This window comes from Dysosmobacter segnis (assembly GCF_014297285.1).
GTDB classification, from domain to species: domain Bacteria; phylum Bacillota; class Clostridia; order Oscillospirales; family Oscillospiraceae; genus Oscillibacter; species Oscillibacter segnis.
Window position 1 is genome coordinate 44218 of record NZ_JACOQI010000013.1, and the last position, 12903, is coordinate 57120.

The 12903-nt window shown below is 60.3% G+C and carries 13 protein-coding genes; 3 read left to right on the forward strand and 10 right to left on the reverse strand.

Translation table 11 applies throughout. The features are described 5' to 3' along the window. Positions 1-3 precede the first annotated feature (3 nt). The 8 genes from aroC to rpe all read right to left on the reverse strand — a co-directional run bounded on the left by aroC (position 4) and on the right by rpe (position 8049). Positions 4-1059 (reverse strand): chorismate synthase, encoded by a 1056-nt coding sequence (aroC, locus tag H8Z83_RS12665; RefSeq protein WP_366464253.1) that lies wholly within the window; start codon positions 1057-1059, stop codon positions 4-6. Then, positions 1056-2312 carry a 3-phosphoshikimate 1-carboxyvinyltransferase gene (aroA, locus tag H8Z83_RS12670; protein ID WP_187015385.1) on the reverse strand — a complete coding sequence of 419 codons (1257 nt, stop codon included), beginning with the start codon at positions 2310-2312 and terminating at the stop codon, positions 1056-1058. The genes aroC and aroA overlap by 4 nt, the downstream gene beginning before the upstream one ends. Continuing rightward, complete coding sequence (aroB, locus tag H8Z83_RS12675) at positions 2309-3367, reverse strand: 3-dehydroquinate synthase (RefSeq protein WP_187015386.1); 1059 nt, start codon at positions 3365-3367, stop codon at positions 2309-2311. Before aroB ends, aroA begins: the two co-directional genes overlap by 4 nt. Then, positions 3364-4197, reverse strand: coding sequence for a prephenate dehydrogenase (locus H8Z83_RS12680; protein WP_187015387.1), 834 nt, complete (start codon positions 4195-4197; stop codon positions 3364-3366). The genes aroB and H8Z83_RS12680 overlap by 4 nt, the downstream gene beginning before the upstream one ends. Beyond that, positions 4194-5198, reverse strand: a complete 1005-nt coding sequence (aroF, locus tag H8Z83_RS12685) for a 3-deoxy-7-phosphoheptulonate synthase (protein ID WP_187015388.1) — start codon at positions 5196-5198, stop codon at positions 4194-4196. Before aroF ends, H8Z83_RS12680 begins: the two co-directional genes overlap by 4 nt. A gap of 332 nt (positions 5199-5530) precedes the next feature. After that, positions 5531-6130 (reverse strand): recombination mediator RecR, encoded by a 600-nt coding sequence (gene recR / locus H8Z83_RS12690; protein WP_187015389.1) that lies wholly within the window; start codon positions 6128-6130, stop codon positions 5531-5533. Between the two features lie 292 nt (positions 6131-6422). Continuing rightward, the gene (locus H8Z83_RS12695) at positions 6423-7397 is read right to left on the reverse strand and encodes a 1-aminocyclopropane-1-carboxylate deaminase/D-cysteine desulfhydrase (RefSeq protein WP_187015390.1); all 975 of its coding nucleotides are present in this window, start codon (positions 7395-7397) and stop codon (positions 6423-6425) included. A 4-nt stretch (positions 7398-7401) separates the two neighbouring features. Continuing rightward, complete coding sequence (gene rpe / locus H8Z83_RS12700) at positions 7402-8049, reverse strand: ribulose-phosphate 3-epimerase (RefSeq protein ID WP_187015391.1); 648 nt, start codon at positions 8047-8049, stop codon at positions 7402-7404. Positions 8050-8411: 362 nt separating this feature from the next. Between rpe and H8Z83_RS12705 the strand changes: the two genes are divergently transcribed. After that, the gene (locus H8Z83_RS12705; protein WP_187015392.1) at positions 8412-9425 is read left to right on the forward strand and encodes a glycosyltransferase; all 1014 of its coding nucleotides are present in this window, start codon (positions 8412-8414) and stop codon (positions 9423-9425) included. A gap of 9 nt (positions 9426-9434) precedes the next feature. After that, complete coding sequence (locus tag H8Z83_RS12710) at positions 9435-10949, forward strand: O-antigen ligase family protein (protein ID WP_187015393.1); 1515 nt, start codon at positions 9435-9437, stop codon at positions 10947-10949. Between the two features lie 45 nt (positions 10950-10994). Here H8Z83_RS12710 and mnmL read toward each other — a convergent pair whose 3' ends face one another. Beyond that, positions 10995-11888, reverse strand: a complete 894-nt coding sequence (gene mnmL / locus H8Z83_RS12715) for a tRNA modification radical SAM protein MnmL/YtqA (RefSeq protein WP_187015394.1) — start codon at positions 11886-11888, stop codon at positions 10995-10997. A 1-nt stretch (position 11889) separates the two neighbouring features. Next, positions 11890-12186, reverse strand: a complete 297-nt coding sequence (locus H8Z83_RS12720; protein WP_187015395.1) for a hypothetical protein — start codon at positions 12184-12186, stop codon at positions 11890-11892. A 150-nt stretch (positions 12187-12336) separates the two neighbouring features. Between H8Z83_RS12720 and H8Z83_RS12725 the strand changes: the two genes are divergently transcribed. Next, complete coding sequence (locus H8Z83_RS12725) at positions 12337-12813, forward strand: YfcE family phosphodiesterase (RefSeq protein ID WP_187015396.1); 477 nt, start codon at positions 12337-12339, stop codon at positions 12811-12813. Positions 12814-12903 lie beyond the last annotated feature (90 nt).

Below are 12903 nucleotides of genomic sequence, written 5' to 3' on the forward strand. Positions count from 1 at the left end.
CTTTTAAGACTGGCCCAACAGGGCGTCATATACGGCGATGGCCGCCGCGGCTTCGATACAGGGAACGGCCCTTGGCACGATGCAAGGGTCATGACGGCCCCGGACCCGGAGAATTTCCGGGGTCAGGGTGTTCAAATTCACGCTTTGCTGCTCCTTGGCAATGGACGGCGTAGGCTTGAACGCTGCCCGGAAGGTCAGGGGCATCCCGTTGGTGATGCCGCCCAAAATGCCGCCGCAGTGATTGGTGGTGGTCCTAACCGTGCCGTTTTCCACCACAAAGGGGTCGTTATTCTCGCTGCCCCGGAGCCGGACGGCTCCGAAGCCGATGCCGAACTCGATGCCCTTCACAGCGGGGATGCCGAAGACGATGGAGGAAATACGGCCCTCCATGCCGTCAAACAGCGGTCCGCCCAGTCCCGCGGGCAGACCCAGCACAGCACATTCCACGATGCCGCCAACGGAGTCACCCTCCGCCTTGGCGGCGGCGATCTCTGCCCGCATGGTCTCCCCTACGGCGTCATCTACCACCGGGAATGGCTTGTCTGCCGTGGAAACGGTCAGAGGAGTGACATCTTCCACCGAGCCGATGGAGGCGATGCGGCTGATGACTTCAATGCCCTGCTTTTTCAGCAATTGCAGGCAGATGCCACCGGCGATGCACAGGGGGGCTGTCAGCCGCCCGGAAAACGCGCCGCCCCCGGCGAAATCTGCGTGACCGCCGTACTTCACTCCGGCGGTATAGTCCGCGTGGCCGGGGCGGGGCACCACGGAAAGGCCGTCATAGTCCCCGGAGCGGGTGTTGGTGTTGCGGATGATGGCGGTAAGCGGCGCGCCGCAGGTGACGTTCCCCACCAGACCGGAAAGAAATTCCGGCTGGTCCGCCTCCTTCCGAGGGGTGGACCAATCGTTGCGGCCGGGGGCACGGCGGTCCAAAAACGTCTGAAGGGCCTCCATGTCGATAGACTCTCCGGCAGGCAGTCCTTCCAAGGTCATGCCGATAGCCGGGGCATGGGACTGGCCAAAGATGGTCAGATGCAGAAATTCTCCGTACCGGCTCACAGGCCCCCTCCTTTCAACGCGTCAAAATCTTCCCAGAAATGGGGGTAGGACTTGGAAACGCAGGCCATGCCCTGCACAGTGACCGGGCTTTCGCACAGACAGGCTGCCACGGCGGCGGACATGGCGATCCGATGATCGCCGCAGGAATCGGCAATGCCGCCCCGCAGACGGCCCGTGCCGTGGATCAAAAGGCCGTTGGGCTGTTCCTCCACACTGCCGCCCAGAGCTGTCAGCAATTGAGCCGTGGTGCGGAGCCGGTCGGATTCCTTCAAACGGAGCCGTCCAGCGTTGAAGATCTGGGTATCCCCCTCCGCCCCGGCAGCAGTGACGCACAGCACCGGGATCAGGTCGGGGATGGGGCCGGCGTCGATGGCCACGCCCTTCAATTCTCCCCGACGAACCGTCACGGAGCCGTTCTCCGTGGAAACACGCGCACCCATGGCGGCCAGAATGTTCAAAACGGCCCGGTCCCCCTGAGAGGAGGCCAGATTCAGTCCGTGAACAGTGACGCCCTCCGGGGATAAGGCGCCCATACACAGGAAGAAGGCGGCATTGGACCAGTCTCCTTCGGCGGTGAGACGGTCCGGGAAACGAAGGCGCTGTCCGCCGGGAATGTGCCACGTCCCCCCGGTTTTCCGCAGAGAGACGCCGCCCCGGCGGAGGGTGTCCTCCGTCATAGTGACATAAGCGGCGGATTCCAGTCCGCCGGTAACGGTGAGGGCGCTGCCTTCATTCAACAGGGGCAGAGCCATCAGTAAACCGGAAATGTATTGGGAGGACACATCCCCCGGCAGAGAAAACTCGCCGGGGCGGAGCCGTCCCCCGCAGTAGAGCAGGTCGTGGTTCTGGCGGATGGTCATGCCGTGATCCGTCAGGACCTGATCCAGCGGATGCAAGGGGCGCTGCGGCAGCCGCCCTTCCATGTGGAACACGGCGTCTGCTTCCAAAACGCCGGTCAGCGGCAGGAGAAACCGTAGGGTGGAACCGCTTTCTTGACAGTGCAGATGACGGGTCCCCTGGGGCTTCTGGGTGATGGGCCGCACCGTCAGGTCCTCACCCCGAAGCCAGATCTCAGCGCCCAGGGCGTTGAGACAGTCCGCGGTGGCGGCAATGTCTCTGGAAATGCCCCGACAGCGGATCACCGTCTCATTTTGGCTCAGAGCGGCGCAGATCAGCAACCGGTGGGCCTGAGATTTGGAGGCGGGGATGTGAACGGCTCCGGTACGGAAACCGGGCTGAAGAATTTCGATCATCGCAGACCTCCCGCCTTCAGCCACCCGGCCACCTCGTCGGCCGGGACCGGCTCCACACGGCAATGGCCCACCCGCTCCGGTACGATGAACTTGGTCACATCGTCCGTGCGCTTTTTGTCGGCCTCTGCCGCCGCCAGAATATCAGTCAGGGGATAGTCGGTCTCTGTGGGGAGGCCATACCGCTCCAAAGCGGCCAGCAGCCGGGGCAGCGTCTCCGGGGTGCAAAGTCCCTTTTCCACGGCGGCCCGGGTGATGATGGCCATACCGATGGCGACCCCCTCCCCGTGGAGCAGGGTGAAGCCGCTGCAAGATTCTACGGCGTGGCCTACGGTGTGGCCCAGATTCAGCAGTGCCCGCTGGCCCTTGTCAAATTCATCACCCCGGACCACGTCCCGCTTCATACCAACACACACGGAGATCACCCGCTCGAACTGCTCCAGCACCGGGGTTTCCTCCAGCTCCCGGAGAAAGTCCTCACTGTAAAGCATGGCGTATTTGATGATCTCGGCGCACCCGGCCCGGTATTCCCGCTCCGGCAGCGTATTCAGCAGGGATGGGTCGCACAGCACCAGAGAGGGCTGATAGAAGCAGCCCGCCTGATTTTTGCCGTGCTCCAGATCCACGGCGGTCTTACCGCCCACGGAGGAATCCACCATGGACAGCAGCGTGGTGGGTACCTGAATATAGGGAACTCCCCGCTGATAGGTGGCGGCGGCAAAGCCTGCCAGATCCCCCACCACGCCGCCGCCTAATGCCACGAGGAAATCGCTGCGGGTGAAGCGGCGGTCGCAGAGGAAATTCAAAACCTGTCCGTAGGTGGAAAGATTTTTCTGCTGTTCCCCGTGCGGGAACAGGAAATGATCCACTTGAAATCCGGCGTCTGTCAGAGCTTTTTCGGCGGCAGCGCCGTAAAGGGCGAACACCGCGTCGTCAGAGATCACGGCGGCCCGGCGGCCAAGGCCCAGTTCCGCTGCCATGGTCCCCAGCCGGGTCAGCAGACCCGGCTCAATGACAACGTCATACTCGCGGGAGGCCGCGATATGGATGGTGGTCAACGGCCATCCACCTCCTCTTTTCGTTTCCGGCCCTCGTCCAGCAGACGGACAAGGCCGGGGAGATCGTTATGTACCATGGCGTCCTGATACTGGCGCAGGTTTGCCATCAGGGTATCCAGCTCCGCCATGAGAAAGTCCTTGTTTTCCAGAAACAGCTCCGCCCACATTTCCGGGGCCAGCCACGCTACACGGGTCATATCCTTGTAGCTGCCGGCGGAGAAGCCCTTGTGCAGTCCCGCCGTGGGGCTTTTGATATAGGCGTTGGACACCACATGGGCCAGCTGGGAGGTAAAGGCGATCATCTCGTCATGCTGTTCCGCCGTGGTAATGGAAAACCGGCCAAAGCCCGCAGGAGCCAGCAGCTCCTTGACCCGACTCAGCAGGTCGATGTCATTGTGATCCGCCGGGACCAGCACCATAGGAGCGTTGTGGAACATGGTGGGCGTGGCATACTTGAAGCCGGAATTGTGGGTGCCCGCCATGGGATGCCCGCCCAGATAGGTGAAGCCGTATTCCTTCGCCAGCGGGAAACAGGCGTCGCAGACCAGCCGCTTTGTGCCGCAGCAGTCGATGACCACCGGCTTCGGGCCGATATGCGCGCCGTGCTGCCGCAGATAGTCTACAGCGGCGGAGGGATAGACGGCGATCAGGATCAGGTCGCAGGAGGAAAGACTTTCCTCCGATAAAAGACCGTCCACCGCGCCGGAAAGAACGGCAAAGTCGAAAACGGACTGATCCGTATCAAAGGCCAGGACCCTATGGCCTGCCTCGTGGTAGGCCTTGGCAAAGGAGCCGCCGATCAGCCCCAGGCCCACGATCCCGACGGTCATGCCGTCACGACCTTCCGGATCTCGCGGATCTTGCCCATCAGAACGTCAAACTGCTCAGGCCGCAGAGACTGCGCACCGTCGCACAGGGCGTGGATGGGATCGTTGTGGACCTCAATGATGAGGCCGTCGGCATTGCAGGCGGTGGCGGACATAGCCATGGGGGCCACCAGCCGGTTGATGCCGGTGGCGTGGCTGGGGTCCACGATGACCGGCAGGTGGGTCAGCTCGTGGAGCATGGGGACCGCCGCCAGGTCCAGGGTATTGCGGGTGTAATCGTCAAAGGTGCGGATGCCCCGCTCGCAGAGGATGACCTGTTCATTGCCGCTGGCCATGATGTACTCGGCACTCATCAGCAGTTCCTTCAGGGTGTTGGCAAGGCCACGCTTGAGGAGGATAGGCTTGCGGAGCTTGCCCAGCTCCCGCAAAAGGTCGAAATTCTGCATATTCCGTGCGCCTACCTGCAATACATCCACATCCTCAAAGAGGGGCAGGTCCACCACGCTCATGATCTCGGTGACAATGGGCAGACCGGTCTCCTGCCGGGCGATCTTCAGCAGTTCCAGACCTTCGGCCTTCAGGCCGGCGAAGTCATAGGGAGAGGTGCGGGGCTTGAAGGCACCGCCCCGGAGCATATTGGCCCCGGAGGCCTTCACCGCCTTGGCCACCGCCACGATCTGCTCCTCAGATTCCACGGAGCAGGGACCGGCCATGACGCAGAAGTTTCCGCCGCCGATCTTCACATCGCCCACCTGCACCACGGTATCCTCCGGGTGAAATTTGCGGTTGCAGCACTTGAACGGCTCTGTGACCCGCTTTACGGAATCCACAATGTCGAGACTGGCTACCAGGTCCATATCCACCTTGGTGGTGTCGCCCACCAGTCCCAGAATGGTCTGGTACTCGCCCTCGGACACATGGATGTGCAGGCCCAGATTCTGGAGCCAATCCATCAGCTGTTCACGGCTTTCCTGGGTAACACCCGGCTTCAACGCAACGATCATAACGGTTTCCTCCTATAAATTGTTTTTGATGATAAGTGATGAATGAAAAAACGCCCCACAGGCGTAACCTGTGCGGCGCAAAAATCGGCTTGGGGGGCCCTTTTGATTGCAACACAAATTACCCTTACTATGCGTGCATAGTAAAGTAGTAATAGGTGAAGAACATAACAGAAGTCATAGTAGGTATCTCTCCTGATCTCATAAGGCTTTCCAAGATGGTTACAATGTAACACACCCGCAGACCCCTGTCAACAAAGGGCGACGAAAAAAGTACACAATTTTATCGGTTTAAAGCGACTGCAATTCCCGGCGAAATCACAGAAGGCAGAAAATCAAAGCTCCCTTCGGCCCTCCAAGGCCCGGGCCAGGGTCGCATCATCGGCAAATTCCAGATGGCCGCCCACGGGGATGCCATAGGCCAACCGGGTCACCTTGACCTCAAAGGGCTTCAAAAGCCGGGCGATATACATGGCGGTAGCCTCCCCCTCCGTGTCCGGGTTGGTGGCCATGATGACCTCCTCCACACCGCCCTGAGCCACCCGCTCCAGCAGTGGCTTGATGGCGATGTCATCGGGACCGACGTGGTTCATGGGACTGATGACGCCGTGGAGCACATGGTATTTGCCGTTGAACTCCCGGCCCCGCTCCATGGCCGCCACGTCCCGTGGGTCCGCCACCACGCAGATCACAGAGTTATCCCTCTTGGGAGAGGAACAGATGGGGCACAGCCCCCCGGCGGTAAAATTGCGGCATACGGGGCAGTAGGTGACGGTGCGCTTGGCGGTAACGATGGCGTCCGCAAACGCCTGAGCGTCCTCCTCCGGCAGGCTCAGTACATGAAAGGCCAGCCGCTGGGCGGTCTTTCCCCCGATCCCCGGCAGACGGGCAAATTGTTCGACCAGCGCCTCCAGCGGCGCGGGAAAATACTCCATGGGTCATGCTCCTTCACGATCCGCAGGGCAGAGCCTTCCACCCTGCCCTGCGGAGATTGATATGGTATACGGTGTTGAAAATTTGGATCAGTCTTCGTCGGGACATGTGCCTGACAAAAATACTACGCCTTACGCGCCATGGACGGCAGAAAATCATTTAAATCCATCCTTCGTCAGGACATGTGCCTGACGAAGGATACTCTGCACCCCGCAAGTGTGCGAGTGTCCCACGCAAGCGAGTGCGCGCGGCGGGGTGATGGGGTGGTTAGGAGGGGAACCTGTTCCCCTCCTATTATCCAAGATCCATGGCGAACAGGGCCGCCGCGCCGCCGGTGTGGACGAAGGCGATGTGCTCCTGCCCGTCGAAGTAGCCCTCCTTCACCAGCATCAGGAATTTGGCCCAAGCCTTGCCGGTGTAAACGGGGTCCAGCAGGATACCCTCCTGCCGGGCCAGTTCCTCGATGTAGGGGGTGTCCTCGGCGTTGGGGATGGCGTAGCCGGCGCCCACATGGTAGATCATCCGGAAACGGCTGTCCATGTCTGTGGGGACGGGCTGGCCCACCAGCCCGGCGGCTTCTTTCACCAATTCGGATACGATTTCCTCAAAGGGGTCGGTATCCACGCCCAGACCTGTGGCCTTGGCCTGCGGGAGAAACAGGGAGGTACCCAGCACCAGACCGGCGGTGGTGCCGCCGGAGCCAGTGGCGGAGGCCACATGGCTGATCTCGATTCCGACCTCCTTGGCCTGCTCCGCCAGTTCCCGGACGCACTCGGCGTAGCCGATGGAGCCCAGTGCTGTGGAGCCGCCCACGGGGATGATATAGCCCTTGTGTCCCTGACTGGCCAACACCTCGCAGCGCTCACGCATCTCGGCGTAGATGTCCTCATAGCTGTCGGTGTCCATAAATTCCACCTGCGCGCCGAAAATATCGTCCAGCACCAGATTGCCCTTGCGGTCCGTGACACCCCGCTTTTTCAGGATCAGGACACAGCGCATCCCCAGCCGGGCGGCGCAGGCGGCGGTGAGCATGGCATGATTGGACTGGGCCCCGCCGGTGGTGAACACGGTGTCGCAGCCCTGCTTCTGGGCGTCCGCCAGCAGATATTCCAGCTTGCGGACCTTGTTGCCGCCCAAAGCGACGCCGCACAGGTCATCCCGCTTGATCCAGATGCTCTTGTTGTAGATCCGGCTGATATTTTCCAGCCGGTAAAAGGGCGTAGGATACACGCCCAGCCTGAGCTGAGGCAGATTATTCCAATGACTCATACGCTCATTTCCCCCGGAGTTCCTTGATACGGGCAGGGATGTCCTCCGCCTTGTAGACGGCGCTGCCCGCCACCAGCACGTTGGCACCAGCGTCGATGCAGGTCTGGCAGGTGTCGGGGGCCACGCCGCCGTCTACCTCCAGTTCGCAGGCGGGGTTCCGCTCATTGATGAGCTTGCGGATGGCGGCCACCTTGGGCATCTGGTCCGCCATGAATTTCTGACCGCCGAAGCCGGGCTCCACGGTCATGACCAGAATCAGCTCCACCTGATCGATATAGGGCAGGACTGCCTCCCAGGTGGTCTTGGGCTTCAGAACGATGCCCGCCTTCTTGCCCTTGGCGTGGATCTTGTCGATGGCGGCCTGAATGTTTTCCGGGAAATCCGCCTCCACATGGACCGTTACCAGATCGGCGCCGGCATCGCAGAATTCCTCCACGTACCGCACCGGCTGCGTGATCATCAGGTGAACATCCAGGAACATATCCGTGACCTTCCGGATAGACTTCAGCACCGGGATGCCGATGGAGATATTGGGCACGAACACGCCGTCCATCACGTCTACATGGACGTAATCGGCGTCGGCAATGCGGTGAATGTCTCTCTCCAAATTCGCAAAATCGGCGGAGAGGATAGACGGAGAAATTTTAATCATGGAGATGACCTCTTTTCTCTAAATTTCCGGCAGATGGGCCGGAGATGTGGGACATGCTTCGTGGCAGACGGCGGCGGGGATGCATAGGATGGCACAAGCGGCATGAGCGTCCCCGTTGATACGCCCCGCAGTGTCCGCCCCCGGGTCTGGCGCCGCCGCTTTTCAGATAGGGGGCCGGCGGCAGCGCCGGCCTCCATTAGGGCGCAAAACAACTGCAATTTCGATGACTGTTTTCAGCCATAGTGTAGCAGACATGGGCGGCAAAAGCAACGCCGGGAGGAAAATTTGTGCCCCGCTCCTTTTATTGACCAACGATAGTGCCTATGCTATAATCACCTTGTATGAAGGAAAGGAGGTGGCTTATGCCCGCTATTTCTGTGATCGTACCGGTCTATCAGGCGGAAGCGCTGCTGCCCCAGTGCGTAGAGAGCGTTTTGGCCCAGACCTTTTCCGACTGGGAACTGCTGCTGATTGACGATGGCAGCCGGGACGGCTCTCCGACTCTGTGCGACGGCTACGCCGCTAAGGACCCTCGTATCCGCGTGTTCCACAAGCCCAACGGCGGCGTGTCCACCGCCCGGAATCTGGGATTGGAGCAGGCCACGGGGCCGTACATTGCCTTTTTGGACGCCGATGACGCCTTTGAGCCGGCGGCGTTGGAGACCTTGTGGTATCTGCGGGAAAAGGCCGGGGCAGACAGCGCCGGCTGTGCCCACTACAACGTGACGCCTGACGGGGAACAGCGGACAGAACTGTTGCTGCCGGCAGGAATCTATGAAGAGACCGGCATCCGGGAAAAGATCCTCTGGCCTCTGGCGGGGGACCGGCTTCAACCGCCGGTGTTCAACGGCTTCATCTGGCGTTTCCTCTTTGACGCCGCCATCCTCCGGGACAACGCCATTACCTTTGAGGGGGCCTATCTGGAGGATGAACTGTTCCTGATGGAATATTTCGCCAATGTGCACCGTCTCGCGGTGACGGACAAGCCCCTGTACCGCTATCTGGAAAACCCCGCCTCCGCCACCCACCGCTATATGCGGGACTATCCGGCGGTATTCGCCCGGTTTTTGGAGCGAAAGGCGGAGATCGTGGAGAAATACGGCCTTGACGCCGCCCGGCCTCAGTGGCGGGCCAACACAGTGTGGGCAGGGCTGCTGATTGCCGTGGGCAACGAGTATGTGAAGAGCAATCCGAAGCCCGTCCGGGAAAAGCGGAAGGCCGTGGAAGCCCTCTGCGCCCAGCCGGAGTTTGCGAAAGCCATCCGGGAACTACGCCCCAAGGGCTTGGGCCGCAATAAGCAGATCGTGGCGGATCTCATCGGCAGCGGCCGGTTCGGTACGCTGACGGCGCTGTACCGCCTGAAAAATCATATGTAAGGAGCAACTATGACACTTTGGCAAACCAGCCTGACCTATCAGATATGGGTCTGGCTTTGCGATGTCTATGAGGACAGTACCCTCCACCATTTTCTGGCGGCGGCGGGCCGTTGGTGCAACGGGCAGATCGAGGAGAGCCGCATCCTGCGGCCGCTGTGCCGGGAAGGGATTGCGGCCCGGTCTTGGCGGGACAGCTTCCTGTGCCGGGTGCTCAGCGCTCTGGTGAACCTGCCAGGGACGCTGCTTCACGCCTGGTACAAGGCGTGGAACCTGACCTTTGAGGACAGCTTTTTCGCACGACTGGCCTTTGACATGGGAGACAGTGCCTCCATTGCCCAGTTCTGGTGCATCGCGGCGCTGTGGTGCATCCCCTACGAGCGCTGGAACAACGCATATAGCTTTATGACCGGCGTTTTGCTGCTGCTGCTGTTTTACGCCGGGGCTATGCGGACGGGCCGCCGTCTGGATGTGGCCCGGATCGGCTTCTATCCGGCGCTGATGCTGGCTGCGGTGACGCTGGCCGTGACCTTCTCCTATGCGCCGGGGCTGTCCGCCCGGTTTTTGATCTACCATGTGTCGGCAGCGCTGCTGGTGGTCATCACCGTCAGTGCCGTGCGGAATGGGGAGGACCTGAAGCGGCTGTGTGCCGGGGCGGCGGTCTGTGTGGGCGCAACAGGCGCTTACGGTATTGTCCAGCGGATTCAGGGCGTGAAGGTAAATCCTTCCTATGTGGATCTGAAGGTCAACGCCGGTATGCCGGGGCGGGTCTTTTCCATTTTCGACAATCCAAACACCTTCGCACAGGTGCTTTTGCTGCTGCTGCCGCTGGTGCTGGCCCTGTTCCTTACGGCAAAGCGCTGGCAGTGGAAAGTCATCTGCGCCGGTATCTTCTGCGTGGGCGGCATGGCCATGGCCATGACCTATTCCCGGGCAAGCTGGGTGGGGCTGGCCGTTTCCATGGCGGTATTTGTATTTTTCTGGAAGCCGAAGCTGATCCCAGCCTTTATCCTGCTGTGCGTACTGGCGGTGCCCTTCCTGCCCACCACGGTGCTGAACCGCATCCACACCATTACCAATACGGCGGACTCCTCCACCTCCAGCCGGGTCTCTCTTTACAAGGCGGCCATTGAGGTCATCCGCCGTTCCCCCCTCACCGGAGCGGGCCTCGGCACCGCCGCCACCCAGACATACATCCGGGAGTTCAACCTGTATCATGACAAGGCTCCCTTTGTCCACTCCCACAATTTCTATTTAGAAGTCTGGATCCAGATGGGCCTGCTGGGCGTCACCGGTTTTGTGGGTTCCATGCTGTGGAATATCAAAAACGCCGCCCGAGCGGTCCGGCATAGCGGTCCCTCCGTGGGGAGGACGGTAGCAGCCGCCGCTGCGTCTGCCATGTGCGGCGCGATGGTCTGCGGTCTGGCGGATTTCTTGTGGAACTATCCCCGCGTGCTGGTCATTTTCTGGTTCACCTTCGCCATGGCCATCGCCGGCGTCAAGGTCTGCACGGAAGAAGCAAAGTGAATATTAAAAACGTTCGCCGTATGGAGGTCCATACGGCGAACGTTTTTATAGGGTGCTGCCCTGAATCAGATTGTCTCTCAGAAATGCCTGATGAATGGCGTTCAGTACCCGCTTTTTATCTCCGCTCCACAGGGGAGCCAGCAGGTCCCGCTTCGCGCCGTCCCCGGTGAGGCGGTGGATGACTGTTTCCGGTGGAAGATTCCGCAGACACAGCTCCAGAATGGAAATATATTCCTCCAATTCCAGCGTCTGCACCCGGCCTGCCTGCCACTCCGCCGCCAGATCCGTGTTCCGGAGGACGTGGAGCAGATGGAGTTTCACGCCCTCCGCCCCACTTTGACCGATATAGCGGGCGGTCTCCGCCATCATTTCCGGTGTTTCGCCGGGAAGCCCCAAGATCTGATGGACAATGACCGTCACGCCGATGGCTTTCAGATCCTTCACCGCCCGGTCGAATACCGGCAGGTCATAGCCCCGGCGGAGATACCGGGCGCTTTCCGAGTGGATCGTCTGCAAGCCCAGCTCCACCCACACCGGCTTGATGCGATTCAGCTCCTCCAATAGGCCCAGAATATCCGGCCCCAGACAGTCCGGCCTGGTGGCGATAGATAAGATCACCACATCCTCCGGCTCTATGGCCGCCTGGAACAGTCGCCGCAGGCGGTCAACATTCCCATAGGTGTTGGTGAAGGACTGGAAGTAGGCGATGTATTTCGCATCGGTCCCAGCCTTGGCGGCTACCCGCAGTCTGGCGGCTGCCAGCTGATCCGGGATGGCTCCGGCCTCCGCGAACGCACCTGCGCCGTCGCAGAAAATGCAGCCGCGCGTGTCCAGCGTCCCGTCCCGGTTGGGGCAGGAGCACCCGGAGGACAGGGCCAGCTTGTAGACCTTGCAGCCGTATTCCGCCTTTAGCCGGGAGTTCAGGTCATTCCAGTACATATCATTCCGCTTTAGGGGCGGGGTAGGGGATGGAATAGGGCTGGCTGCCCCGTTCCGCCAACTTTTCCTCCAGCCACGCCTTCACCTGCTCCACGCCCTCCTCCGTCCACGGGAAGGTCTGGGATTCCACATCCTTGGCCAGCTCGAAGCTGGTGTTCTCGTAGACCCAGACAGTGAGAGTGCCCTTTCCGTCCGTCCAGCCCTCCCGCTGAAAACGGTAGCGGAAGGTGCCGATGCTGCCGGGGTAAATAGCGGCTTTTGTGAAGAAGGCCACATTCAGATGATCGAAATGTCCCATGATTACCTCGTTTTCCCGCTCTGCGGCGTCCTGATTTTTTCCTCAGCAGTATAGCATACTTCACCGGGTTCCGCAACGGCCCTTGCACCGGCGAAAAAAACAGGGTATACTGTTTTTGACTATGAATATGCCACACAAGAGGAGACTGCTATGAACATTCTGGTGCTTTCGGATTCCCACGGAAATATATCCAATATGGAGGAGGCGGTTGAACGGGAAAAGCCCGACATGATCCTCCATCTGGGGGACTGCTGGCGGGATGCGGAACGGCTGGCGGAACGGTATCCGGACATTCCCATGGAGCACGTTCCCGGAAATTGTGACTGCCGTCCGGAGGAGCCGGCGGAAAAACTGCTGTTTTTAGGGGACTGCCGTGTGTTGATCTGCCACGGCCACACCTGCGGCGTAAAAACCTCCCTGCTGACGGCGGGCTTGAAGGCAGAGCAGGACCATTTAGATGCCTTTCTGTTTGGCCATACCCACAAGCCTTTGGTGGACAAGCGGGGCAGAACGCTGTTCCTGAATCCGGGAACTGTGGGCAAGGGCCTGCGGCCTACCTACGGTATATTAACGGTAGAGGGCGACCGGATCGACGGCCGAACCGTGTTTTTGGATAGCGAATCATAAAACCAACAGATACGATAGGTAAAAATATAAGCAGAATTGATATCTGAAAGTGCATTTTTTAATTTTACAAAGGTCAACCTATCTGTTAAA